This window comes from Amycolatopsis sp. NPDC051758, from assembly GCF_044453095.1.
GTDB lineage: Bacteria > Actinomycetota > Actinomycetes > Mycobacteriales > Pseudonocardiaceae > Amycolatopsis.
In genome coordinates this window covers 429,988-453,641 of the sequence record NZ_JBITCJ010000001.1, presented here as the reverse complement: position 1 = coordinate 453,641, position 23,654 = coordinate 429,988, and the positions used below count along the sequence as shown (strand labels likewise).

The 23,654-nt window shown below is 71.8% G+C and carries 26 protein-coding genes and 1 pseudogene; 11 read left to right on the top strand and 16 right to left on the bottom strand.

Going from position 1 to position 23,654, the window contains the following annotated elements:
- From ACIA5G_RS02390 to ACIA5G_RS02365, 6 genes are all read right to left on the bottom strand, one after another.
- Positions 1 to 1,434: an aromatic amino acid lyase gene (locus ACIA5G_RS02390; protein ID WP_395920434.1), complete on the bottom strand. Its 1,434-nt coding sequence runs from the start codon at positions 1,432 to 1,434 to the stop codon at positions 1 to 3.
- Complete coding sequence (locus ACIA5G_RS02385; protein WP_395920433.1) at positions 1,431 to 2,438, bottom strand: ornithine cyclodeaminase family protein; 1,008 nt, start codon at positions 2,436 to 2,438, stop codon at positions 1,431 to 1,433. Before ACIA5G_RS02385 ends, ACIA5G_RS02390 begins: the two co-directional genes overlap by 4 nt.
- A complete protein-coding gene (locus ACIA5G_RS02380) occupies positions 2,435 to 2,977 on the bottom strand; it encodes a YbaK/EbsC family protein (RefSeq protein WP_395920432.1) in 543 nt (180 codons plus the stop codon). Before ACIA5G_RS02380 ends, ACIA5G_RS02385 begins: the two co-directional genes overlap by 4 nt.
- Before the next feature lie 13 nt (positions 2,978 to 2,990).
- Positions 2,991 to 3,290, bottom strand: a complete 300-nt coding sequence (locus ACIA5G_RS02375) for a DUF2516 family protein (protein ID WP_395920431.1) — start codon at positions 3,288 to 3,290, stop codon at positions 2,991 to 2,993.
- A gap of 104 nt (positions 3,291 to 3,394) precedes the next feature.
- Positions 3,395 to 4,084, bottom strand: a complete 690-nt coding sequence (locus tag ACIA5G_RS02370; RefSeq protein ID WP_395920430.1) for a hypothetical protein — start codon at positions 4,082 to 4,084, stop codon at positions 3,395 to 3,397.
- Entirely contained in the window at positions 4,081 to 4,506 is a 426-nt protein-coding gene (locus tag ACIA5G_RS02365; protein WP_395920429.1) for a helix-turn-helix domain-containing protein, read from the bottom strand. Before ACIA5G_RS02365 ends, ACIA5G_RS02370 begins: the two co-directional genes overlap by 4 nt.
- Positions 4,507 to 4,657: 151 nt before the next feature.
- Here ACIA5G_RS02365 and ACIA5G_RS02360 point away from each other — a divergent pair, with 151 nt between their 5' ends.
- Positions 4,658 to 5,806: a methyltransferase domain-containing protein gene (locus ACIA5G_RS02360; protein WP_395920428.1), complete on the top strand. Its 1,149-nt coding sequence runs from the start codon at positions 4,658 to 4,660 to the stop codon at positions 5,804 to 5,806.
- Here the strand turns inward: ACIA5G_RS02360 and ACIA5G_RS02355 are convergent.
- The 3 genes from ACIA5G_RS02355 to ACIA5G_RS02345 are packed head-to-tail and all read right to left on the bottom strand — an operon-like array spanning position 5,803 to position 7,184.
- Positions 5,803 to 6,414 carry an AAA family ATPase gene (locus ACIA5G_RS02355; RefSeq protein ID WP_395920427.1) on the bottom strand — a complete coding sequence of 204 codons (612 nt, stop codon included), beginning with the start codon at positions 6,412 to 6,414 and terminating at the stop codon, positions 5,803 to 5,805. The two genes, ACIA5G_RS02360 and ACIA5G_RS02355, sit on opposite strands and share 4 nt — an antisense overlap.
- Before the next feature lies 1 nt (position 6,415).
- A complete protein-coding gene (locus ACIA5G_RS02350) occupies positions 6,416 to 6,787 on the bottom strand; it encodes a zf-TFIIB domain-containing protein (RefSeq protein WP_395921851.1) in 372 nt (123 codons plus the stop codon).
- 28 nt (positions 6,788 to 6,815) lie between these two features.
- The gene (locus ACIA5G_RS02345) at positions 6,816 to 7,184 is read right to left on the bottom strand and encodes a VOC family protein (RefSeq protein ID WP_395920426.1); all 369 of its coding nucleotides are present in this window, start codon (positions 7,182 to 7,184) and stop codon (positions 6,816 to 6,818) included.
- A gap of 90 nt (positions 7,185 to 7,274) precedes the next feature.
- On the opposite strand from ACIA5G_RS02345, the gene ACIA5G_RS02340 reads away from it, so the two are divergent.
- Positions 7,275 to 7,736, top strand: a complete 462-nt coding sequence (locus tag ACIA5G_RS02340; RefSeq protein ID WP_395920425.1) for a CGNR zinc finger domain-containing protein — start codon at positions 7,275 to 7,277, stop codon at positions 7,734 to 7,736.
- Positions 7,737 to 8,086: 350 nt separating this feature from the next.
- Here ACIA5G_RS02340 and ACIA5G_RS02335 read toward each other — a convergent pair whose 3' ends face one another.
- Positions 8,087 to 9,385, bottom strand: coding sequence for a DUF445 domain-containing protein (locus ACIA5G_RS02335; RefSeq protein WP_395920424.1), 1,299 nt, complete (start codon positions 9,383 to 9,385; stop codon positions 8,087 to 8,089).
- Between the two features lie 29 nt (positions 9,386 to 9,414).
- Between ACIA5G_RS02335 and ACIA5G_RS02330 the strand changes: the two genes are divergently transcribed.
- Positions 9,415 to 10,581: a pyridoxal phosphate-dependent aminotransferase gene (locus ACIA5G_RS02330; protein WP_395920423.1), complete on the top strand. Its 1,167-nt coding sequence runs from the start codon at positions 9,415 to 9,417 to the stop codon at positions 10,579 to 10,581.
- A 796-nt stretch (positions 10,582 to 11,377) separates the two neighbouring features.
- A complete protein-coding gene (locus ACIA5G_RS02325) occupies positions 11,378 to 12,613 on the top strand; it encodes a hypothetical protein (protein ID WP_395920422.1) in 1,236 nt (411 codons plus the stop codon).
- 507 nt (positions 12,614 to 13,120) lie between these two features.
- Here ACIA5G_RS02325 and ACIA5G_RS02320 read toward each other — a convergent pair.
- A complete protein-coding gene (locus tag ACIA5G_RS02320) occupies positions 13,121 to 14,566 on the bottom strand; it encodes a PLP-dependent aminotransferase family protein (RefSeq protein ID WP_395920421.1) in 1,446 nt (481 codons plus the stop codon).
- A 61-nt stretch (positions 14,567 to 14,627) separates the two neighbouring features.
- Here ACIA5G_RS02320 and ACIA5G_RS02315 point away from each other — a divergent pair, with 61 nt between their 5' ends.
- The gene (locus ACIA5G_RS02315; protein WP_395920420.1) at positions 14,628 to 15,257 is read left to right on the top strand and encodes a YitT family protein; all 630 of its coding nucleotides are present in this window, start codon (positions 14,628 to 14,630) and stop codon (positions 15,255 to 15,257) included.
- Here the strand turns inward: ACIA5G_RS02315 and ACIA5G_RS02310 are convergent.
- Positions 15,254 to 15,781, bottom strand: coding sequence for a Clp protease N-terminal domain-containing protein (locus ACIA5G_RS02310; RefSeq protein ID WP_395920419.1), 528 nt, complete (start codon positions 15,779 to 15,781; stop codon positions 15,254 to 15,256). The two genes, ACIA5G_RS02315 and ACIA5G_RS02310, sit on opposite strands and share 4 nt — an antisense overlap.
- Positions 15,781 to 15,990: a helix-turn-helix domain-containing protein gene (locus tag ACIA5G_RS02305; protein WP_323329256.1), complete on the bottom strand. Its 210-nt coding sequence runs from the start codon at positions 15,988 to 15,990 to the stop codon at positions 15,781 to 15,783. The genes ACIA5G_RS02310 and ACIA5G_RS02305 overlap by 1 nt, the downstream gene beginning before the upstream one ends.
- Before the next feature lie 97 nt (positions 15,991 to 16,087).
- On the opposite strand from ACIA5G_RS02305, the gene ACIA5G_RS02300 reads away from it, so the two are divergent.
- A complete protein-coding gene (locus tag ACIA5G_RS02300; protein WP_395920418.1) occupies positions 16,088 to 16,879 on the top strand; it encodes a hypothetical protein in 792 nt (263 codons plus the stop codon).
- Between the two features lie 36 nt (positions 16,880 to 16,915).
- Positions 16,916 to 17,476 (top strand): annotated as a pseudogene (locus ACIA5G_RS02295) (DUF998 domain-containing protein); the annotation flags it as partial.
- An 84-nt stretch (positions 17,477 to 17,560) separates the two neighbouring features.
- Here ACIA5G_RS02295 and ACIA5G_RS02290 read toward each other — a convergent pair.
- Together ACIA5G_RS02290 and ACIA5G_RS02285 are read right to left on the bottom strand one after the other, a co-directional pair.
- A complete protein-coding gene (locus ACIA5G_RS02290) occupies positions 17,561 to 18,589 on the bottom strand; it encodes a D-cysteine desulfhydrase family protein (protein WP_395920417.1) in 1,029 nt (342 codons plus the stop codon).
- 28 nt (positions 18,590 to 18,617) lie between these two features.
- Positions 18,618 to 19,175: a dihydrofolate reductase family protein gene (locus ACIA5G_RS02285; RefSeq protein ID WP_395920416.1), complete on the bottom strand. Its 558-nt coding sequence runs from the start codon at positions 19,173 to 19,175 to the stop codon at positions 18,618 to 18,620.
- 128 nt (positions 19,176 to 19,303) lie between these two features.
- On the opposite strand from ACIA5G_RS02285, the gene ACIA5G_RS02280 reads away from it, so the two are divergent.
- Genes ACIA5G_RS02280 through ACIA5G_RS02270 form a run of 3 tightly spaced genes read left to right on the top strand, consistent with a single transcriptional unit; the run spans position 19,304 to position 22,109 of the window.
- The gene (locus ACIA5G_RS02280) at positions 19,304 to 20,689 is read left to right on the top strand and encodes an amidase (RefSeq protein WP_395920415.1); all 1,386 of its coding nucleotides are present in this window, start codon (positions 19,304 to 19,306) and stop codon (positions 20,687 to 20,689) included.
- Positions 20,656 to 21,231: a TetR/AcrR family transcriptional regulator gene (locus ACIA5G_RS02275; protein WP_395920414.1), complete on the top strand. Its 576-nt coding sequence runs from the start codon at positions 20,656 to 20,658 to the stop codon at positions 21,229 to 21,231. The genes ACIA5G_RS02280 and ACIA5G_RS02275 overlap by 34 nt, the downstream gene beginning before the upstream one ends.
- A complete protein-coding gene (locus ACIA5G_RS02270; protein ID WP_395920413.1) occupies positions 21,231 to 22,109 on the top strand; it encodes an oxygenase MpaB family protein in 879 nt (292 codons plus the stop codon). Before ACIA5G_RS02275 ends, ACIA5G_RS02270 begins: the two co-directional genes overlap by 1 nt.
- 61 nt (positions 22,110 to 22,170) lie before the next feature.
- On the opposite strand, the gene ACIA5G_RS02265 is transcribed toward ACIA5G_RS02270, so the two are convergent.
- Entirely contained in the window at positions 22,171 to 22,725 is a 555-nt protein-coding gene (locus tag ACIA5G_RS02265) for a CGNR zinc finger domain-containing protein (protein WP_395920412.1), read from the bottom strand.
- Between the two features lie 53 nt (positions 22,726 to 22,778).
- On the opposite strand from ACIA5G_RS02265, the gene ACIA5G_RS02260 reads away from it, so the two are divergent.
- Positions 22,779 to 23,633: an alpha/beta fold hydrolase gene (locus ACIA5G_RS02260; protein WP_395920411.1), complete on the top strand. Its 855-nt coding sequence runs from the start codon at positions 22,779 to 22,781 to the stop codon at positions 23,631 to 23,633.
- Positions 23,634 to 23,654: the final 21 nt, after the last annotated feature.

Sequence of the window (23,654 nt, the reverse complement as noted above, 5' to 3'; positions counted from 1 at the left end):
TCACGAGCCGGCGAAGCCGGCCTCGCGGCAGGCGGCGACGAGCCGTTCGACCTCCGGCCCCAGCGGCCGGTCCTCGTCGACCGGCGGCACCACCGACCGCACCCACTCATAGGCCGCGCCCAAGCTCGGAACGCCGTCCGAAGCCAGGTACCGCGCCTGCGACCCGGTGATCAGCTCAGCCGCCGTGATCGCGAAAAGGTGCGTCGCAGCCGCCCGGAGCTGCTCCCCCGCCGCCCACGCAAACGCTTGCACATCCTCCTGACCAGCCGAGGTGTCGATCGAACCGAGCGTCGCGGGCGCCGCGAGCCGTCGTAACGCGTGCAGCTCCCCCACCGCCCGCTTGTGCAGCGGCACCAGCCCTGCCCGCGGCCCGGGATCGGTCGTGAGCTGCGCCGGGAGGCCGCTGAAGCGCTCGTCGAGCAGCCGGTGCATGCGCTGCACCGAGATCTCGCCGAGGTGGACCAGCGCCGCCGTCACCGCGTCCATCCGCAGCCCGAGGTCCACCGCGTGGTACGCCGTCCCCGGGATGAACTCCCCCTCGACGAACGACGGCGAGTCCCCCGGCATCGTCTGCCAGCGCGCGACCGTCTCGTGCAAATCCGTGTTGGCGCGGGAAGCGTGCGCCAGCGCCCGGGGCGCGACCCGCACCGAAAGCGGCGCCTGCACGACCCCCGCTCGCACCGGACCCGCGCCCACCATCCCGGTCAGGGCTTCCAACAGCCGCCGCAGGTGGTCGTCGCCGCCTGCCATGACCGGGGAGAACACCTCGCGCGGTGCGCCGAGGACGTCGATCGCCATCGCCTCGGTGAGCGTCTGCAGCTGGATGAGTTGCCGCGCTTCGGCCCAGCCGCGTTGCGCGTGCACCACAGCCAGCGGAGAACCCTGAAGCAGCGAAGCACCTTCCTTGGGCCCCAACACGTACGGCGCTACGCCACGCTTAGCGAGCGCGTCCGCCGCAGGGGTCTCGACGCCGTCTTCGAGGACCGTGCCGATGCCGAGGAACGTCTGAAAGGCGTGCGACAGCGGGATGATCTCGCCCGAACTGCCGAGGCCACCCCGCGGAACGGCCGGTGTGAAGCCGTCGTTGATGCGGTCGACCAGGAACTGCACCAGCTCCGGGCTCACTCCCGACCACGGCTGCAGGAAGTCCCGCAGCCGCACGACGAGCAGCGCGCGGACGTCCTCGGGCGGGAGCCACGGCGGCCCGCCGACGGCGCGGCCGATCAGCAGGTTGCGCTGGTGCTCGGCCTGCTGCCGCGCGTCGAGGGTGACACCCGCCAGGCGGCCCATGCCGGTGTTGACGCCGTAGACCGGTTTTTCGCCCTTTTCGAGCGCGGTCAACAGCTCGTTCCGGCGCTGCGCCAGGGCTTCTACCAGCGCTTTGTCCGGAACCCACCGTTCACCGTCGGCGAACTCGCTTCCGTCGACGATCATCGGTACGGCAGCATGGTGCCGACGCCGGAAGCCTCGGCACGGGTGAGGATCATGTTCGCCACCGCTACGTCCGTTGTGGACAGTCCGCGGTGCCAGAACAGGATCCGTTCGGCGTCGTGCTCGCGGCCTGGCTTCTTCCCGGCCACGACGTCACCGATCTCGGCGTGGACCCGGTCCGCGGTGAGGAGGCCGGCGTTGAGCTGCGGGCGCAGGGCGCCGAACCGCGGGTTGCCGGACTGCGATTCGCGCCAGTCGTCGACGACGACCTTGTCGATGTCGTCGAGCAGCGTGAGCTCCAGCGCGCTGATCGTGCCGTAGGGCACCAGGAAGGTGCCCGGCCGGAGGAACTCGCGGCGCACCAGCGCCTCGGGCTCGACCAGCCGGGAGGCCTCGACCTGGATGTCCGCGCCGTCCAGGGTCTCCTCGGCCGTGGCACAGACGCGGACGTCCTTGCCGAGCCGCTCGGACAGCCGGCGGCCGAAGTCTTCGCGGGACTTCGGGCGCTTGCTGGTCACGCGGATCTCGGCGAAGTCGAACAACGAGTCGAGGAGCACGACGTTCCACCAGGCGGTGCCGCGGGCGCCGATGTGCCCGAGCACCCGCGAGTCCGGGCGCGCCAGGTACTTCGCGCCGACGGCGGTCATCGCGCCGGTGCGGGCCTCGGTGATCATCGTGCCGTCGACGATCGCCCGCGGCATGCCGGTGTCCGGGTCGAAGAGCAGGATCAGCGCCATTTCCGAAGGGAGGCCCCGTTCGAAGTTCCCCACGAAGTCACCGACGACCTTCACGCCACTGACCTGCTTCGCGGACAGGTGGCCGCGAAGGATGTTGAAGTGGCCCTTGCCGCCGTTGTCCGGCACGAGGTGCGTCCGCGGCTCGAAGACGACCTGACCACGGCCGTGGTCGGCGAGCACGTCCTCGACCGCGCCGACGATGTCCGCCTCGGTGACGCCGAGCGAGTCGATGTCGGCGCCGGTCAGGTACCGGAGCCAGACGGACGTCACTTGGCGAGGTCCTCGATGACCTCGGCCCCGGGCAGCGCGGCCAGTGCGGCGCCGGAGATCAGCAGCTTGCTGCCGCGGATCCCGCTGCCGATGACGAGCTCGGGCGCGTCGGCGACAGCCTTGTCGACCAGGATCGGCCAGTCGGCGGGCAGGCCGACCGGGGTGATGCCGCCGTACTCCATCCCGGTGAGGGAGACGGCTTCGTCCATCGGCGCGAACGACGCCTTGCGGACGTCGAGGCGGCGCTTGATCACGCCGTTGACGTCGGCGCGGGTGGTCGCGAGCACGAGCGCGGCCGCGAAGCGCACTTCGCCCGCGCGCTTGCCGGCGACGACAACGCAGTTCGCGGACGCTTCAAGCGGCGAACCGTACGTCTCGCAGAAGGCGGCGGTGTCGGCCAGGGCCGGGTCGATCTCCGCGACGCCGACGGCGTCCGGGTCGCCGAGTGCGGCGAGCGCCTTGGCGACGGGCTCGGCCAGCAGGTCAGTACGCGTGGGGGCGGGAACCACGGTGAGGCTCCCGGCAATCGTCCAGGTCACCCCGTCAGGGTAACTACCAGGTCGAGCCGCCGCGCTGGACCTCGATCAGCTTGGGGCGGACGTCCACGATGTAGACCAGCGACGCCGCGGCCGCGGGCACCCAGAAGATCATGCCCGGGGAGTAGGGATCGAGGTAGAACAACGTCATCGCCAGTGTCGCGCCACCGGTGATCAGCATCCAGATGGGCTTGGACTTGCGGTCGGCGGCGGAATAAGCGTCAGCACGCTGCAGCAGCGCGTGCACGAAGGCGAAGAGCCCGACCAGCGCGCTGCCCCAGTGGATGACTTCGATGATCCAGATGGCAACCAGCACAGCGACAGCTTACGGCAAACCGCCCGAACGACCCCGGCCCCGCCACCGTGGTGCGGTGGCGGGGCCGGGGTGTTCACGGCGTTTTTACTCGTCGGTCTTCGGCTCTACTTGTCGGTCTTCGGCGCGGCCGGCTTCTTCGCGGCGGCAGTGGTGGTCGTGCCACCGGTGGTCCGGCGGGCCGGGGAGGCCGTCTTCGGGGCCGTCTTGTTGGCGACCTTGCGGCTCGCCGAGCGGGTCTCGTGGGCGACGTCGTCACCCAGGTCCTCGATGGCCTCGGCGGCGTCACCGGCGACCGCGGTCACCTTGCGGGCGGTCTTCTCGCCGACCGAGCGGGTGCGCTTGGTGAAGGTGGCCAGCACGCCGTCGACGCGCTCGCGGACCTCGGAGGTGACACCCTCGACCTGACCCTGCGCGGTGCCCAGGGCCTCCTCGAGCTGCTCGATGGCCTTCTTGACCTGCGGCTGCGCGGCGATCTTGTCCCACGCCTGCTCGCCCGACTCGGCCAGCTTGTTGTACAGCTTCAGCGCGGCCTCGGTGTACTCGTCGATGACCTTGCGCAGCTCGGCCGGGTCCAGCTTCTCGCGGAGGCTGTCGACGTCGGTCGGCAGTTCCTGCAGGTTCTTGCGGGCGGTCTCGCTGCCCTTGGTCACGTTCTCCTTGGCCTTGGCCACGGCGTCGGTGACGGCCTGGCCGGCCAGGTTGCCGGCGCCGAGCGCGGCGAGCAGCGGGGTGCGGACCTGGTCGAAAGCGGTGTTGACGGCCTTCTTGACGTCTTCGGTCTTGGGGGTGGTCATGCTGACTCCTTCTTGGTGTCTGCGGCTGGTGAGGTGTCTGTGGTGTCCGAGGTGGGGGATTCGGCGGCCGGCCGTGCCGCGGCGTTCTCCCGTCGGAAGGACTCGTAAACGTCGAGCAGGACCTGCTTCTGCCGTTCGGTCAGCTCGGCGTCGGCGCGAATCGCGTCGCCCACCGGACCGCCCGTCGGCAGATCGAGGATCCCGGCCTGCACATACAGCGCTTCGGCTGAAATGCGCAGTCCCTTGGCGATCTGCTGCAGGATCTCGGCGCTGGGCTTGCGCACCCCGCGCTCGATCTGACTCAGGTACGGGTTGGACACTCCGGCGAGCTTCGACAGCTGGCGCAACGAGATCTTCGCGGTGTTGCGCTGCTGGCGGATGTACTCGCCGATGTCGGAAGCGATGTCCGCGACCTTCTCCATGGGACTGCCTGATCCTGGCTGCGTCCCACCGGTTTCTGCCATCCGGTCACCTCCTCGCGACACCAACGACGCTACGCCGACGTGCTAGCTATTGCAAGCACTCTGCTTGCAACTATCGGGCGTGATGGTGCTCACCCGCTAACGTGGGCGCATGACGCGCTCGGCCCGGCTGCGGCGACGCCTCGTCGAGCACTTGCTCGACGAGGACGTCCTGCACGACCCGGAGTGGATCGCCGCCTTCCGCGCGGTACCCCGCCACGTCTTCCTGCCGCGCTTCTTCGCGCCGGCGGGCGGGCTGTGGGCGGCGGTCGACCGCGGCGACCCGGGCTGGCTGGAGACCGTGTACTCCCGCGACGTGCTGGTGACGCAGCTCGACGACGACCCGGACCGCTGGGAGCTCGCCCGGCGCGACGGCCCGGTGCCGGGCACACCGACGAGCTCGTCGAGCATGCCCTCGATCATGGCGATCATGCTCGAGGAGCTGCGGGTGCGGGACGGGCACCGGGTGCTCGAGATCGGCACCGGCACCGGGTACAACGCCGCCCTGCTGAGCCACCGCTGCGGCGCCGGCCAGGTGTCCACAGTGGACATCGATCCGGCGCTCGTCGAGCAGGCGCGCGAACGGCTGGCCGTGGCGGGTTACCGCCCGGCGTGCGCGGTGGGCGACGGCGCGCTCGGCTTCCCGGCCGGCACGCTCTTCGACCGGGTGCTGTGCACCGCTTCGGTGTCTTCGATCCCGCCGGCCTGGCTGGCGCAGACGACGCCGGGCGGGTTGATCGTGACGACGTTGAACCGGCCGATCGGCGCCGGGCTCGTCCGGCTCGTCGCCGGCGAGGACGGCACCGGCAAGGGCCACGTCCTCGCGCGCGACGGCCGCTTCATGCCGCTTCGCGCGCACCGGCTGGCGGACGCCGAGCCGCTGCCGATGCCGTCGCGCGACGACTGGGAGCAGACGCGGCTGGCGATGTCGACGGTGCTCCAGCCGCGCAAGCAGTTCGAGTTCTTCGCCGGGTTGGCGCTGCCCGGCGTCCGGCCGGTCCGCGACGGCACCGACGACGAGACGCCGACCGTCGCGCTGGTGCACGAGGACGGTTCGTGGGTCCGCCACCGCAAGCGCGGTGGCGCGGACGAGGTCGCGCAAGGCGGGCCGCGGGCGCTGTGGGAGCTCGCCGAGGCGGCTTACGTCGAGTGGTGCGAGCTGGGCAAGCCGGAACGCGACCGGTTCGGCGTCACGGTGACCGGGCAGCGGCAGGAGTTCTGGCTCGACGTCCCGGACGGCCGCACCTGGCCGCTCGGCTAAGGCAGCCGCGCGCGGATCCACTTCTCGACGTGGTCGGCGGTGGCCTCGGCCGAGACCTCCGTCGTGTCGAAGAGGTCGACGCCCAGCTCCGACGCCGACTTCTGGAGCCAGTCGTTGAACTCCAGCATCTCCTCGATCCGCGGCTCGTCCCACTCGCGCCAGGCCGGGCGGGCCCGCAAGCGCTTGCGCAGCGACTCCGGGGTGCCGACCAGCGCCAGGTAGTGGACGTCGCTGAAGAACGCGCGCTCCGGCAGCGGCTCGAACTCCGGCGGCGCGACCGTGCCGCACAGCACGACCGGGCGGCCGTTCTGGTGCAGCATCGCCGCCATCCGGAGCCAGACCGCGCGGAACGCCGCGACGTCGTCACGCAGGGCGCCCGTCCAGAGGACATCCTGCTCCAGCACAACGACGTCACCGGCGAACCGCGCCGCCAGCAACGGCCCGAGCGTCGACTTGCCGGCGCCGCTCGGGCCGGTCAGGGCGAACAGCGGCAGCCGCCGGAACGGCCACCGGTGCCCGCAGCGGGTGCAGTGGATCGACTCGCCGGAGACGACCGGGCGGTCCGCCCGGTCGCCGCACGACGGGCAGATCCGCAGGTCGAGCCCCACCTCAGTCGAAGAGGTTCTCGAGGAAGCCGCGCTTGCGGTGGCCCTGGCCCCCGTGCCCGTAGGGCCGCGGGGAATCCGAGTACCCACCGCCGCGGTAGCCCTTGGGCGAATCCGCGTACCCGCCGCCCCGGTAGCCCTTCGGCGAGTCCGGGTAACCGCCGCCGCGGTAGGGGCGTGGCGAGTCGGATCGGCCGTGGTGCACCGGGCCGCCCTGGTAAGGCGGAGGCTGCTGCCCGTAGAACGAGCTCTCCGCACCGGCGATGGCTTCGAGCTCACCGCGGTCCAGGAAGATCCCGCGGCAGCCCTCGCACTGGTCGATGTGGACGCCGTTCTTGTCCACAGTCCGCATTTGGTTCTGACACTTCGGACAAATCACACATCAGAGCCTACGCATAAACGACTCAGCAGGCGCAGAGGCAGAACGGGTGCCCCACCGGATCGGCGTAGACGCGGAACGTCTCGGGCCCGTCGTCCAGCAGTTTCGCCCCGAGACCGAGCACGCGCTCGTGCGCCGCTTCCATGTCCGTCACCTCGAAATCCAGGTGCATCTGCTGCGGGTTCTCCGCCGACGGCCACGCCGGCGGCCGGTAGTCGGGCACCCGCTGGAACGCGATGCCCGCGCCGCCGGCGGGGTTGGCCAGCGTCACCCAGTGCCCGTCGTCGGCGACCTCGGGCGCGTCCCACTCCAGCACCGCCCGGTAGAACCCGGCCAGCGCCACCGGGTCGGGGCAGTCCAGGGCCACCACGCCCAGCGTCGGTACCGCACTCATCGTCGCTCCCTTCGATCGCGAGTAACCAGCGAACCGATTATGTGGGTTAGTGCACGCGGAGGCAACCGCCTGCCGCCGTACACTTGAGGCGTGCACACCGACGCCACCCTCGTCGTGGAGTTCCTCAACACGGTCAACGTCGAAGAGGGCACTGACCTGCTCGAAGATCCCCGGCGGTGGCGCGAGTGGGCGGCCGGGCACGGCCTGCGGGCCAATCCGGCAACCGAAGCCCGCGCGGCGCGAGACGCCCTGCGCGCCGCGATCGGCGACCCCCGCCTGCCCGGCGGCAGCCTCGACGTCGGAACACGCATCTCCCTCACCGACGACGGACCGGCGCTCGTCGCGGAGGACGTCATCGGAGCGGTGTTCGCGGCCTGCGCCCGCCTGGTCGTCCGCGGCGACTGGATCCGGCTGAAGATCTGCCCGGCCGACACGTGCCTCTGGGCGTTCTACGACGAGTCCCGCAACCGCTCACGCACGTGGTGCTCGATGCGGGTGTGCGGAAATCGCGAGAAGGCCCGCGGCTGGCGCGCCCGAGCCGCAACCGGCTGACCCGCACCGGACGACACGCGTCCCCAGGCGGACGACACGCGTACGCAGCCGGACGACACGATGAGCCGGGGCAGGTCGCGCCGTGTCGTCCATCCCGGCACGCGTGTCGTCCATCCCGGCACGCGCGGGGGCGGAGCCTGGGTCTCATCCGAGCGGCGGACGCTCGATCAGCTGTGGACAACTCGGTGACCCGGCACCACATATCCACGCCCCCACCGGCCCCACCCCCACACGTTGTGGACAGTCATTAGGCCATCACCGTGAAAACCTGTGGATAACCCGGGGGATAACTCAGCTTCCTGTGGACAACTGGTTTGAAGGTCCCCCACGTGTGGTATACGACTCGTCCGTCAGAACAGCAGCTCCGCCACCGCGTAGATGACGAGGCCGGCGAGCGCGCCCACGACCGTGCCGTTGATGCGGATGAACTGCAGGTCGCGGCCCACCTGGAGCTCGATCTTGCGGGACGTCTCCTCGGCGTCCCAGCGCTCCACCGTGTCGGTGATGACCGTGGTGATCTCGCTCGAGTAGTTCTTCACCAGGTACGCCGCGGCGCCCTCGACCCAGCCGTCGGCCTTCGAACGCAGCTGGTCGTCCGAGACGAGCCGCGAGCCCAGTGACATCAGCCCGAGCCGCACTCGCCGGCGCAGCTCGCTCGACGGGTCCTCCGCCGCTGTCAGGAGCATCTCCTTCGCCGTGCTCCACGCCGAGCCGATCAGGCGCTGGACCTCCTCGTGGTGCACGATCTGGCCCTTCACCTGCTCGGCGCGGGCCATCACGTCCGGGTTGGTCTGCAGGTCCTGGGCGAACTCGCCGAGGAACTTGTCCAGCGCGAGCCGCATCGGGTGGTTGACGTCGGTCTTGACCGCCCACGCGAACGACAGCACCTCGCCGTAGACCTTGTCCGCGAGCATCTCGTCGACGAACTTCGGCGACCAGCTCGGCGCCCGGTCGGACACCACGCGCAGCATCGTCGTGTGGTTGTCGCGGACCCACTCGTAGGCCTGGTCGCACATCAGGTCCACGAGCTTGTGGTGCGCGCCGTCGGCGAAGACGCCCTGCAGGATCTTGCCCAGCGGCGGGCCCCACGGCTTGTCGATGATCCGGCGCGCGACGGCCTGCTCCATGATCGCCTGGACGTCCTCGTCGCGGAGCACCTTCACCGCGGCGCGGACGACCGTGGCCAGCTCGGACGTCACGCGCTCGGCGTTCTCCTCCTGCGCGAGCCAGCCGCCCAGCCGGCGAGCGATCTCGACCCGCTTGAGCTTGTCGCGGATGACCTCCTCGGAGAGGAAGTTGGACCCGACGAACTCGCCGAGGCTGTTGCCCAGCGCGTCCTTCTTGTTCGGGATGATCGCCGTGTGCGGGATCTTCAGGCCGAGCGGGTGCCGGAAGAGCGCGGTGACGGCGAACCAGTCCGCCAGCGCGCCGACCATGCCGGCCTCGGCGGCGGCCCGCACGTAGCCGACCCAGCCCGGCCAGCCGGCCGACTGCGCCCAGCTCGTCAGCAGGAACACGACGGTCGCGCCGACCAGGAAAGACAGCGCGACCAGCTTCATCTTGCGCAGCGCGCGCCGCTTTTCCGCTTCACCGGCTGCGCCGCCCGGCGGATCGGCCGGGGTCACCTTGGCGGGGGTCAGTTGCTCCACATCCCCATTGTCCGTGAGGATGGCTGATCGTGCGCGAACCTGCTCTCGTCCCCCGCCTCCGGCCGTTCACCTCGACCATCTTCGCGGAGATGACCGCGCTGGCGGTCAAGCACGACGCGGTCAACCTCGGCCAGGGCTTCCCGGACACCGACGGCCCGGCCGGCATGCTCGACGCGGCCAAGAACGCGCTGTTCGGCGGCGCGAACCAGTACCCGCCGGGGCCCGGCCGCTCCGAGCTGCGCGCGGCGATCGCGCGGCACCGGCTGCGGTACGGCACCGAGTACGACCCGGACACGGAGATCCTGGTCACCACGGGAGCCACCGAAGCCATTGCGGCAGCGTTGCTGGCGCTGACCGAGCCCGGCGACGAGGTCATCGTCATCGAGCCCTACTACGACTCCTACGCCGCCGCGGTCGCGATGGCGGGCGCGGAACGCCGGGTCGTCGGGCTGGTGGAGGGCGAGGACGGCCGGTTCGGCCTCGACGTCGAGGGGCTGCGCGCCGCCGTCACCCCGCGGACGCGGGCGATCCTGGTCAACTCGCCGCACAACCCGACCGGCACGGTGTTCACCCGCGCCGAGCTGGAGGCGCTGGCGGCGCTCTGCGTCGAGCACGACCTGATCGCGATCTGCGACGAGGTCTACGAGCACCTCGTGTTCGACGACACCGAGCACGTCCCGCTGGTCACGCTGCCCGGCATGCGGCCGCGGACGGTGAGCATCTCCAGCGCCGGGAAGTCGTTCAACTGCACCGGCTGGAAGATCGGCTGGGTCTGCTCGACGCCGGAGCTGGTCGCGGCCGTGAAGGCGGCGAAGCAGTTCATCACCTTCGTGTCCGGCGGGCCGCTGCAGCCGGCCGTCGCGTACGCGCTCGACCACGAGCTGCCCTGGGTCGACGGCCTGCGCGACAGCCTGCAGGAGAAGCGCGACCGGCTGTCGGCCGGGCTCGCCGACGCCGGGTTCGCCGTGCGGCCGACCGCGGGGACGTACTTCGTCTGCGTCGACGTGCGGCCGCTGGGCTTCGCCGACGCCGCCGATCTGGCGTGGGAGCTGCCCGGCCGGGTGGGTGTCGCCGCGGTGCCGGTGAAGGTGTTCACCGATCACCCGGACGAGTGGAAACACCTCTTGCGTTTCGCGTTCTGCAAGCGCAATGAGGTCATCGACGAGGCCATCACCCGATTGCGCAAACTCGTCTGACGACGCGGTAAAGGGCGGACGTCTCCGCGCGGCCGCCCGAAGGCATCCGAAGCGCGCCGACGGAGACGGACGACACGCGCGGCCGTCACCGACGCGAGGCCCGGCGGACGGGCGTCCGGCGTCGGCGGCGCTCAACCGGCGCGTCCACCGATTGCCCCAATGCGCCGTCACGCTCCGCGATCGAGCGGGAGTGACCGCGCGAGCGCCGGAGTGCCCCGGCTCCCGCGCTCGCCTGGCGGACGCTCGCGGTGTGACGGCGCCGATCGGCGGCGCGCGATCACGGACCGGAGCCGCGGACGGAACATTTCGCGCCACGGCACTTCCGCGTCAGCCGGGTCCGACTGTCCACCGTGGACCCGGCACGGGACCGTCGGCGCCGGCGCGCAAACCCGTTCGGCGCAGCCGTCGTCCCCCATCCCGGACGACTTTCCGATCGTCCGGCCGGAACCGGTCCACGAGCACCCAGCGCGTACGAACCGGCACGGAAAGCCATCGGGATGCCGGAAACATCAGGTCAACCGCAAAATGTGCAAGTTGCAGAACTGGTCCGAATGGTCGCAGCCGAGCACCCGAACGGCACTGAGAGTGATCAACTTGTCGGCCGCAGATACCTTGCCCGGTAGGGCCGTTCCGCCTTACGGGCTGGATCCGGGGCGGGAGAGATGAAAGACTCCCGAGCGGTGCTAGAAAGAGTGCAGCCCCGGGGGGATCTGCGACCTGGCCGGAGAAAGACCCCAGATTCAACAGTCTCGAGCGTGCATCGCGAGAGTTTCAGGCGCGGACGGTGGTGGTGGCGGTGAGCAGCACGGCGATTGCGCGCCGCGGCGCCCCCACGCGGCCTACGCTCACCGAGGGTGAAACCCCGCACGCGCGCGGGCGCGCCCCACGCCCGTGGGCCGCTCCGCTGCACCGGCCGGCCGCCAAGATCCTGGTCGCCGGCGGCCTGACCCTGGCGGGCTGGCTGCTCACCGCCGCGCTGTCCGGGAGCACCGCGTCGGCCGCCGAAACCGCGAGCTGCCCCGGCGCCCCCGCAGTCTCCACTGTGGACCAGAGCACCGGCCACTCCGCCGCGAAGCCGTTCACCCACGGCAGGCACCACCGGGGCCACCACCGCGAAACCGGCGCCGCCACGTGCGCGCAGCAGCCGGAGACCGGTGACGAAGCGGCGAAGCAGACCGACGAAACCCCGGTCGCCGAAACCTCGGTCGCCGACACGAAGACCGACGAGACGCCGGTCGTCGAGCAGCAGACCGCGGCGAAGCAGACCACCGAGTCCCTCCAGTCGACATCCGTCCAGTCCGCTTCGGAAACCGAAGAGCCGGCGACCGAGACGCCCGCCGCGAAGACGACTTCGTCCGGCGGCGGCCTGCTCGGCGGGCTCGTCGGCGGGGTCCTCAACGTGGTCGGCGGCACGCTGAACACGGTCACCAGCACGGTCGGCGCGGTCACGACGACGCTGTCCCACACCGTGCTCGCGCCGCTCACCCAGCCGCCCGCGAACAACCCGGACGCGCCGGTCGTGCTCCCCCTCGACGACATCCTGGCCCCGGTGCTGGGCACCGGCTCGAACTCCGGCGGCGTCACGGCGATCGTGCCGGGCCTGCTCGGCGGCACCACCACCGAGGCGACGACCACCACCGCCGCCGTCACCCAGACCGTGCCGGGCACGGTGGCCGCGGCGGTCACCCAGCAGCAGACGACCGGCCGGGTCGTGGTCGTGCGCTTCATCGAGCGGCAGCACAGCCTCCCGGCGACGCAGGAGCAGCCGCAGCCGCGTGACTCCGGCGTCCACGCTCGCAACGGCGGTGGCGGCGACTCCACCCCCGGCCTGCCCGGCGGCACCAGCGCGCCGAGCGCGCCGGCCCCGACCGCCGCTCCCGGTCACGACGGCCCCGGTGGCGCCCGCCACCCGTTCGCCGTCCACACCGACCACGCCACCACCACCCAGCTGAAGCTCATCGGCGTCAGCCGCGACCACGAGGTCGACGGCGCGGGCAGGGAAGCCGCCCTGCCCACCACCTCCCCCGACTGACCCGATCCCGGGCAGCCGGGGAGAACTGCGTCCAAAACAAGATCAACTAGACGCACGTCCGCGCCGATGACGCGTGACGAATCCCCTGCACCAGTACGCAATCCGTGGCTCTTTCACGTCTCGTGACGCGTCCGCGCGTCCGACGTACCCCAGGGGCGGAATCCCATGCGAAACCCCAGTCTTTCCGACCGGCCGACCGCGCCCGGCCGGGTCGGATCCCGGTCCCGGCGTCGCGCTGCCCCCGCGACGCCGGGACCCACACCGGGCGAGCTCCGGGAGCCCTTGCTCACCGCGCCGAGCGAGGACTCGCAGTACCGAGAGCACGCCTGAACCGCCGGCTTCCCGGCACGTCGAGGGGCTGTGCCGGGAAGCCAGCGGTTACCCGCGAACGGGGTCACGTCCGTGAGCGGGGGTGTGACACAACGAACCGGTGCGCTGGATGCACCCGAACGCCGCCCATCCCTGGGAGCAGGCTCGCATCCAGCGCACCGGTTCGTTTTTTGTGCCTCAGGCGATCGGCGCGGCGAGCGACTCCGGGGTTCCGCTGACCGAAACCGCCGCGGCGCTCAGCCGGCGGACCGCCTCGTCCATCGTGTCCGGCGGCAGCGAGAACGGCAGCCGGATCCAGCGCTCCAGGCCGCCGTGGACCCCGAAGCGCGAGCCCGGTGCCACCTGGACGCCGTGGCTCGCCGCCGCGACCGCGAGGCGTGAGCTCACCGGCTCCGGCATCCGGCACCACAACGACAGGCCACCCTTCGGCAGCGTGAACGTCCAGTCCGGGAGGTGCCGGCCCACCGCGCCGGCGAGGGCGTCGCGGTAACCACGCAGTTCCTCGCGGCGGCGGACCAGTGCGGTCCCGTCGGCCAGCAGCTCGGTCAGCACGAGCTGTTCGAACACCGGTGAGCCCAGGTCGACGGCGTAGCGCGCCGAAACCAGGCGGCCGAGCAGGTCCTCCGACGCGCGGATCCAGCCGAGCCGCAGCCCGCCCCAGTGCGTCTTCGACGCCGAGCCCACGCAGATCGCCAGGTCACCCGCGAACGCGGCGAGCGGCGGCGGCCCGTCGAGCGGGTCGCCTTCCAGGTCCAGCTCGACGAGCGTCTCGTCCACGACGACCGGCGTCCGGGCCCGCGCGAGCACCGCGCCGAGCCGTTCGCGGCCTTCGGCGTCCAGGCGCAGGCCGGTCGGGTTCTGGAAGTCGACCACGAGGTAGGCGAACCGCGGTGACGTCTGGCGCAGCGCCGCGTCGACGCCGGCGATGTCCCAGCCGCGCTCGCCGGTCGGGTCGAGCGCGACCGGCACCGGGATGGCGTGCGCCGCGCGGATCGCCTCGAGGGCGTTCGGGTAGGTCGGCTGCTCCACCAGGACCCGGTCGCCGGGGCCCGAGAGCATCCGCAGGACCAGGACGAACGCGTGGTGCGCGCCGTTGGTGACCATCACCTGCGCGGGTGTTGTCGGCAGGCCGCGCTCGGTGTAGCGCCGGGCGATCTTCTCCCGCAGCCCGAGCAGCCCGCGCTCCTGGTAGCCGTGGTCCCCGAGGTGGTCGGCGAGCCCGGCGCGGGCCGCGTCGACCGCCGCGGCCGTGCCCGGGATGGCCGGCGAGGAGGCGTGGGTGAAGTCGATCGAGCCGCCGCCGGCCGGGGCGAGCGGGCCGCGGCGACGCCGTCCGGGCGCGGCGATCCACGACCCCGCGCCGCGGCGGCTGGCGACGAACCCGTTCTCCCGCAACCGGTCCAGGGCCGCACCGATGAGCGTCCGGCTGACGCCGAGCGCGTCGGCCAGCTCGCGCTCGGCGGGCAGCCGGGTGCCGAGCGGGAGCTGGCCGTCGAGCACCTGCAGCTCGATGGCCGCGGCCAGGTCGGCCGCGCCCTGCCGTGAGCCTTGGCGCCATGAGCCCAGCATGACGGCCAGTCGAGGACCAGAGATGCGTCCACCCAGTGGGACAGCGGCTTCCATAAGACCAATATCCTGGAATTGGCTATGGTTTACAAGGCCACTTGCGGCGGATAGTGCAGGTGTGGCTCAGATCGATCTCCGGCCCGTCCGGATCTCCCGTGACCCCGCCCGCCGCAGCGTCCAGCTGCTGGCCGGCCTCGCCCTCTACGGCGCCAGCGTGGCCTTCGTGACCCGGGCCGGCCTCGGCCTCGAGCCGTGGAGCGTGCTGGCCGAAGGCGTCCTGAAGCACACCGGCCTGACGTTCGGCACGGTGACCGGCCTGATCTCGGTCGTGGTGCTCCTGCTGTGGATCCCGCTGCGCCAGCGGCCCGGGATCGGCACCATCGCGAACGTCGTCGTCATCTCGGTGATGGTCGACGCGGTCCGCGCGGTGCTGCCGGACCAGCACGACCTCGGCTGGCAGATCGCGCTACTGGCCGGCGGGATCGTGCTGAACGGCGTCGCGACCGCCACCTACGTCGGCGCGCGGCTCGGCCCCGGCCCCCGCGACGGCCTGATGACCGGGCTGGCCGGGCGCACCGGCTGGTCGGTCCGGCTGGTGCGCACCGGCATCGAGGTCACCGTGGTCGCGGTGGGCTTCCTGCTCGGCGGGACCGCCGGGATCGGCACCGTGCTCTACGCCCTCGCCATCGGCCCGCTCACCCAGGCGCTGCTGCCGTTGACCGCGTGGCGCGAAAAGCAGGCGCACTAACCCGCCTTGCGCTGCTGCACGACCCGCCGCAGCGTCACGTAGTCCGCGCCGCGGCGGGCGAGGACGTCGTCGGTGCCGCGCTGCTGGGCCAGCGCCAGCAGGATGTGCTCCTGCCCGAGGTGCTTGTCCCCCAGCCGGACGGCTTCCTTCAGGCTCAGCTCGAGCGTCTTCTTGGACTGGCTCGTGAAGGGGATGTGCCCGCGCTTGGCCGGCCCGAGCCGGCCGGCGAGGGCGCCCGCGCCGTGGGTTTCCTCGACGCGTTCCACGATCTGCTCGACGTTGATGCCGAACTCGGTGAGCGCCTCGGCGTCGGCGTCACTGACCCCGCCGCGGCGCCGGGTGCGCGCCAGCTCCGCCGCGACGTCCTCGGTGGAGACACCCAGCTCGGTGAGCAACGGGACGCCGGTCTTGACCAGCCCGGCGAGCAGGTGCGCCGGGCTGATCTCCACCGACCCGGACTCCCGCGCCACGATCTGCGCCTCGACCACGGCCAGCCGCGCGTCGGCGGTGAACCTCTCGAACATCAGTGCCTCCCGTACTTCTTGTGCACGGCCTGCCGGCTGACCCCCAGCTCGGCGGCGATCTCCTGCCACGACCAGCCGTGCATCCGCGCACTGCGCACCTGCACGGCCTCCAGTTGTTCCAAGAGCCGCCGGAGCGCGGCGACCGCACGCAGTCCCACCCGGGGATCGCGGTCGCCGGCCCGGGCGGCCAGGTCCGTCGCTTCCGTCATGCCTGTCAACCTACGTTGACATCCAGGGGTCTGTCAACTTCGGTTGACGACCGCGTTCACCGCGTGGCCGCCGAACCGCCGACGTACAGTCGGGCCCATGCCCGAGATCGTGTTCGCCGAGCGGGCCGGGGTGGGCGCCGACGGCCACCCCCGCCCGACCGAAGACCACGTCGTCGTGCTGGACAACGCGGTTCTGCTCCTCGACGGCGCCACTTCGTCGGACCCCTCCCTGCCCCCGGGCGGCTGGTACGCGGAACGGCTCGCGCGGCGGCTCGCCGACGACCTCCGCGCGACGCCCGAAGCCGACCTCACCGACGTCCTCACCACCGCGATCGCCGCCGTGACGACGGAAAACGAGCTCCGGCCGCAACGCTCGCCGTCGAGCACCGTCGCCGCCGTGCGGTGGCACGAAGACCGCGTCGACACGCTCGTGCTGGCCGACAGCCCGGTAGTCGGTTTCGGCGGCTTCGGGGTCGACGTCGTCTCCGACGACCGGCTCGCCGGGCTGCGGCGGCGCGGGATGCTCCAGACCGGCGCGGACGTCCGGCGCCGGCGCAACGCCCACGACGGCTTCTGGGTCGCCGAAGCCGATCCGGGCGCCGCCGCGCACGCCGTGAAGCGCAGCTGGCCGCGGGCCGACGTCGACGCCGTCCTGCTCGCCAGTGACGGCGTCTCCATCGGCGTCGACCAGTACGCGCTGTTCGACTGGCGGGAAGTCCTGGCCACCACCCGCGCCGACGGGCCGGACGCGGTGCTCGACGCCGTGCGCACCGCGGAGAAGCAGGACCCGGACGGCGAACGCTGGCCGCGGCCGAAGCGGCACGACGACCAGGCGCTCGTCCTCGTCGACTTCGCCGCCTGTTCCGGGGGAATTCAGGGTCTTCCCTGATCACGACGATCCCCTCGGGCGAGGAACCTGGACGCCATGGGGACGGAGCAGGGGAAGCGCACGAGACCGTGGCGGCTCGTGGCACTGGGCGCGATCGGCTGGGGGCTGTTCACGGCCGTGGTGCTGCACATCATCAGTTCGCACGATCCGGTGTACGACACGTTGTCGAGCTACACCGTGACCGACCGCGGTGAAGGCATGCTCGCCGCGAGCGTGCTCTCACTGGCCATCGGCTCGCTGGCGATCCTCGGCGCGCTGCAGGTCGCCGGCGTGCCGCTGTCCCGGACGACCCCGCTGCTGCTCGTGCTGTGGTCGCTCGGGATGGCCGCCGCCGCGGTGTTCCCGGCGAGCTACCCGGCGGCGCCGGACCCGGTGAGCGGCGAGATCCACCTCTACGCGTGCCTGGTCGCGTTCCTCAGCCTGCCCGGCGCGGCGATCTCGCTGCTGGAACCGCTGAAGGGACGGCCGGAGCGGGTGCTGGTCGTCCGCGCGATCCGGCTGACCGCGGTCGCCTTCGCCTTCTTCGCCCTGAGCTTCGTGTTCGTGCGGCTCAGCGAAGCCGGCATCGAGCCGTTCCCCGAGGTCTCGGACATGCTGCCGATCGGCGTCACGCAACGGGTGCTGCTGCTCGCCGACGTCGTGCTGCTGTTCAGCCTGCTGCGGGTGGCGACCCGGCTGGAGTCAGCCTTCGACGGCCGCCGCGAATTCGGGGCCGTAGCCGTACAGGCCGGGCATTCCGCCGGTGTGCAGGAACACCACGTGGTCGTCCGGCGCGAAGTGGCCCGCCCATTCGACCAGCGCGGCGGCCACCTTGCCGGTGTAGACCGGGTCGAGCACGACACCCTCGGTGCTGCCGAAGAGGCGTAGCGCGGCCCAGACCGCGTCGGTCGGGATGCCGTAACCGGGGCCGAGTGTGGAGTCGCCCAGCCGGACGTGGTCCAGCGACGGCGGCTCGACACCGAGCAGCTTCGCCGCGCCGGCAGTGAGTTCGCGCAGGTTCTCGGTGGCCTCGTCGAGCGGGTGGCTGACGCAGGCGACGCCGACGCCGAGGCCGCCGAGCAGCCCGGCGGCCAGCACCACCCCGGCCGCCGTGCCACCGCTGGCGTGCGGGACGACGAGGTGGGCGCGGGTGATGCCGCGTTCTTCAAGCTGCTTCGCGAGTTCGTAGGTCGCGCGGACGTAGCCGAGCGCACCCAGGTCGTTCGAGCCGCCGACCGGGATCGTCGCGACCTTCCGGCCCTCTTCGGCGGCTTCGGCGACCAGGCGGTCGTAGGTGCGGCCGGTCTCTTCGCCGTCGGCGCAGACGTGGACGTTCGCGCCGAACAGCTTGTCCAGCGAGACGTTGCCGCCGCGCTCGTACGCGTCGCCGTCACGCGGGACCTTCGCGGTGAGCACGAGTTCGCAGCGCAGCCCGAGCTTCGCGCACGCCGCAGCCGTCTGACGGCCGTGGTTCGTCTGCAGGGCGCCGAAGGTGATCACCGTGTCCGCGCCGGCTTCGAGGGCCGCGCCGAGGTGGTACTCGAGCTTGCGGAGCTTGTTGCCGCCGGCGCCGAGCGGGTGCACGTCGTCGCGTTTGAGCAGCAGGTTCGGCAGGCCCAGGGTCGCGCCGAGCCGCGGCGCTTCGTGCAGCGGTGTCGGCCAGCCGCCCAGGTCGACGCGCGGGATCGCGGCGAGTGCGGCGTCGGGGAATCCGGCGAAGTCGAACGTCATCGGCCCTCCAGGCTCGGCTTTCTAACCACTATAGGGGGTTACGGACCCGGAAGCGGAGGGCCGTGAACCTCCCGACGTCCCGTGCGTCGATCTTCTCGAGGGTGACGTCCTCGAGGTCCGGGTCGTCGAACAGCCGCAGCCCGGCGCCGAGCAGCACCGGCGCGACGTCGACGTGCAGTTCGTCGGCGAGCCCGGCCCGCAGGACCTGCCGGACGACGCTGGCGCCGATCGCCTTGACGGCGCGCTCCCCGGCGGCCGCCTTCGCCTGCGCGACCGCCGAAGTGATGCCGTCGGTCACGAAGGTGAAGGTCAGGTTCTCGTCGTGCTTCGGCACGACCGGCGGCGGCGTGTGCGTGACGACGAAGATCGGGACCTGGAACTCGTAGTTGCCGGCGTACCAGTCCGGGTCCTCGGCCATCGCGAACGTCCGCCGGCCCAGGACGACGGCGCCGGTCTCGCGGATCAGCTCGTCCATGTACTCGCTGCCGTTCGACGCGGCGGGGTCGGACAACCGCGCTGTGCCGCCCCGCCGGTCGGCGACAAAGCCGTCCAGCGACATGGTCATGCCGGTGTGCACCGTGGCCATGGAGTTCTCCTTCGTTTTGCTGGTGCCCGGGTAGACGGCCCGGGTGAAGAAAACTCATCGGGAGTAGCCGGAGACCGCCGGTATCCGGTAACGTTCGTTCGAACGAACGAGAACCCCCGGGGGCTGCCATGACCGCGACGCCGAAGACGGGCCTCGACTTCACGAGCCTCACCGCCCAGGCCGCGCAGCTCGCCGCGGGCGAGGTCACCTCGGCCGAGGTCACCGCGGCGGCGCTCGGGCGCGCGCACGCGAGCCAGCCCACGCTCAACGCCTTCCGCTACCTGCGCGACGACGAAGCCTGCGCCGACGCCGCCGAAGCGGACCGGCGGCGGGCCGCCGGGGACCACGCTCCCCTGCTCGGCGTGCCGGTCGCGATCAAGGACGACGTCGACCTCACCGGCCTGCCCACGGCGTTCGGCTGTGCCGGCGAGTTCCCGTGCGCGACGGCCGACGCGCCCGCCGTCGCGCTGCTGCGCGAAGCCGGTGCGGTGATCATCGGAAAGACGAACACCCCCGAACTGGGCCAGTGGCCGTTCACCGAGGGCCCGGCCTTCGGCGTGACGCGCAACCCGTGGCACACCGGCCACACGCCCGGGGGTTCTTCGGGAGGGAGCGCGGCCGCGGTGGCGTCGGGGGTCATCGCGGCCGCGCTCGGTTCCGACGGCGCCGGTTCGGTGCGCATCCCGGCCGCGTGGACCGGGCTCGTGGGCATCAAGACCCAGCGCGGCCGGATCCCGACCGACGGTGAGCTGTTCCACGGCCTGACCGTGCTCGGCCCGCTCGCCCGCACGGTCGAGGACGCGGCCCTGCTGCTCGACGCGACCGCCGGAACACCGAACACGTTCCGGGCGGCCGCCACGCGCGAACCCGGCCGGCTCCGGATCGGGCTGTCCACGCGGATCCCGTTCACCGCCACCAAGACCCGGCTCGACCCGGTCGTGGAGGCCAACGTGCGCCGCCTCGCCGAGTCGCTCGCCGGGCTGGGCCACGAGATCGTCGAGGTCGAGCCGGACTACGGGCTGATCGGGCTGACGTTCCTGCCCCGCTCGCTCACCGGCGTCCGCGACTGGACGCTGCGGGTGCCCGACCGCACCGGGCTCGACCCGCGCACCCGCAGCAACGCCGGCCACGGCCGCCTGCTGGCCGGGCCCGCGCTGCGGCTCGCCCGCGCGCTCGAGCCGGGACTGCACCGGCGGATCGGTTCGGTCTTCGGCCGCGTCGACGTCCTGCTGACCCCGACGACCGCGACCCCGCCGCCGCCGATCGGCACGTTCGACGGGCTGTCCGGCTGGGAGACCGACCAGGCCATGATCGCCGCCTGCCCGTACGCTTGGCCGTGGAACGTGCTGGGCTGGCCGGGGGTCAACGTCCCGGCCGGGCTGACGGACGGCGGGCTGCCGCTCGGCGCGCAGCTGCTCGGCCCCTCGCACGCCGAGGAGCGGCTGATCTCCCTCGCCGCGCAACTGGAAGAGGTCGAACGGTGGCCGGAGCGGCATCCCGAGACAAGCTGGTAAGCACCCGGGACGCCATCCTGCGCGGCGCGCTGACCGTCGTCGGCGAACACGGGGTCGGCGGGCTGACGAACCGCCGGATCGTGGCCGCCGCCGGGGTTTCGCTCGGCACGCTCACCTACCACTTCCCCAGCCAGACGGCGTTGCTGCGCGAGGCGATGCTGCTGTTCGTCGAGCAGGAGACGGCGAAGCTCGGCGCGATCGTCGACGGTTACCGCTCGGACGGCCTGAGCCTCGAGCAGGCGGCGTCGATCGTCGAGCACGTGATCGCCCAGCTGCCGTTCGGCGCCGACGAGCTCGGCGCGCACGAGCTCTACCTCCAGTCCGCGCGCGACCCTGGCCTGCACGAAGCGTCTTCGCGCTGCTTCGCGGCGTACGACGAGCTGGCCGTGACGATCCTCGAAGCCCTCGGCGTGCCCGATCCGCGCCGGCTGGCCGGGCCGGCGGTGGCGCTGATCGCCGGGCTGCAGCTGCGCCGGCTGGCCACCGGCGACACCGACACCCCGGTCGCCGAGCCGCTGATGATGCTGATCCGCGGGGCCTGATGGCACCACCGGTCGTCCGCGGCACGGCGGCGTGGAAGTACTTCGGGGACTTCCGCGACGCGCTGCTGGCGGGGCAGGTGCTGGTGCTACAGGTGGCGCACCCGGTTGTCGCGGCGGGGGTGCGCGACCACTCGGACTACACGTCGGACCCGTGGACGCGGCTGATGCGGACGGGCGCGTCGCTCTCGATCTACGTCTACGGCGGTGCTGCCGGCGCCCAGGTGGAAGCTTCGCGGTTGTGGTCGTTGCACCGCTCGTTCACCGGCACTTCGGACGGACGCCGGTACAGCGCGTTGAACCCGGAGGCGTACGCGTGGGTGCACGCGACTCTGGTGAAGGTTCCCGTTGACGCACAACGGTTCTTCGGGAAGTCACTGTCCACATCGGAGCTGGACGAGTACTACGCGCAGATGTGCGACATCGGCCGGGTGCTCGGGGTGCGTGAGCGTGATCTGCCACCGGACTGGGCGGCTTTCGAGTGCTACTACGACAAGATGGTGGCCGGGTTCGCCGGGAACCCGACGATCGACACGCTCTTCGAGACGATCCAGACGGTGCAGAAGCCGGTGACGTGGCTGCCGGATTCGTGGTGGCACCCGCTGCGCCGGGCCCAGGCCCGGGGGCAGTTGTTCTTGATCCGGGCCACTTTGCCGCCCGCTCTCCGGGCCCGGCTCGATCTACAGTGGACTGACCATGACCAGCGGAAGTTCGCGCGGTTCGCTTTTGCCGTGAGGATTCTCGCGACGCCGATCCCGGCCGGGCTGCGGACGGCGCACATGCGCTGGATCGGGAAGCTCAACGTCTGGTTCCGCGCCCATCCGAAGGCCTACCGACGGCTGGTAGGCGGCAACGGCCCCGGCTCGGCGCACGGCTCGTGAGTGTTCCGGGCGGTTCCAACCGTCCGGAACACTCACGACCGCTGACCGGCGCGTCCGGTGCTCAGTCGTCGCGGCCGCTGACCCGGGCGTAGTGGGCGCGGGCCTTGGCCCGGTTCCCGCACCGCGACATCGAGCACCACTGCCGGTTCCGCCGCGGCGAGGCGTCGCAGAACCGCAGCCCGCAGTCGTCGGCCGCGCAGACGCGGACCTCCGCGTCGCTCGTGGCCAGGTCGATCGCGTCCGCCGCCAGCGCCGCGAACGCCGTCGCCACCGGGTCTTTCGGCGCCGGGACCTCGCGACGCAGGCCGTCTTCGGTCAGCACCAGGCGCGGGGGCGGCGCCGGGGCCGAAGCCGCCGCGTTGTTCACCAGGTCGACGTCCATCGTGTCGGGCCGCTCGACGGCGAGCAGCACCCGGTTGACGGCCTCCCGCAGCGCCTTCGCCGCCAGCACGTTCCCCGCCGTCACCGGCACTTCGCCCGTCGTGAACCCCGCGAGGGACAGCCACTCGGCCAGCGCGCCGGGGCCCGTCAGCAGCTCCACACCCCCGTCGTGCCGGCTGCGCAGCGTGTTGACGAGGTCGAGGCACGGCCGTCCGCCGTCGAAGACCCACTCCATGCCGACATTCTAACCCTTGAAGACAGTTAGAAGCAGCGCTACCGTCTAACCCCATGAACAGGTTAGAGAACATGGCCACGGTCAACGGGCTCCGCATGCACTACCTCGCGGCCGGCGACGGCCCGCCGCTGTTCCTGCTCCACGGCTGGCCGCAGACGTCGCACTGCTGGCACCACGTGCTCGAGCCGCTCGCCGGGACGCACACCGTCATCGCCCCCGACCTGCGTGGTTACGGCCGCACCGACAAACCGAAGTCCGGCTACGACAAGCGCACGATGGCCGCCGACGTCGCCGCGCTGGCCGACCACCTGGGGTTCCCGAAAGTCGCCGTTGTCGGCCACGACCGCGGCGGCCGGGTCGCCCACCGCTGGGCCTTGGACCGCCCGGACCAGGTCGAACGCCTGGCCGTCCTCGACATCGCCCCCACCCGCGCGATGTGGCAGCGGCTCGACGCCGGTGTTGCGAAGGCCTACTGGCACTGGCTCTTCCACCTCCAGCCCGACCTGCCGGAGCTCCTGGCCGGCCAGAACATCGCGGCCTACCTCGGGTACTTCTTCGAACGCTGGACCTACCAGCGTCACGGCCTCGACGCGGACTCCGTCGCCGAGTACGTCCGCGCGTTCTCCCAGCCCGGCGCGCTCCGGGCCGGCTTCGACGACTACCGCGCGTCCTTCCCGGACGACGCCGAACTCGACGACGCCGACTTCGCCGCCGGGAAGCGCATCACCCAGCCGCTCCTCGCGCTCTGGGGCGCGAACGGCCTGCTCGGCACGCTGCCGACCCTCGAGATCTGGCAGGAGTACGCAACCGACGTCACCGGCGGGGCCCTGGCCGAATGCGGCCATTTCCTGCCCGAGGAGCAGCCCGGGGAAGTTGTCGCCCACCTGCGAGGATTCCTGAACCCCTGAGATCCCCGGGGCCGCCGGTCC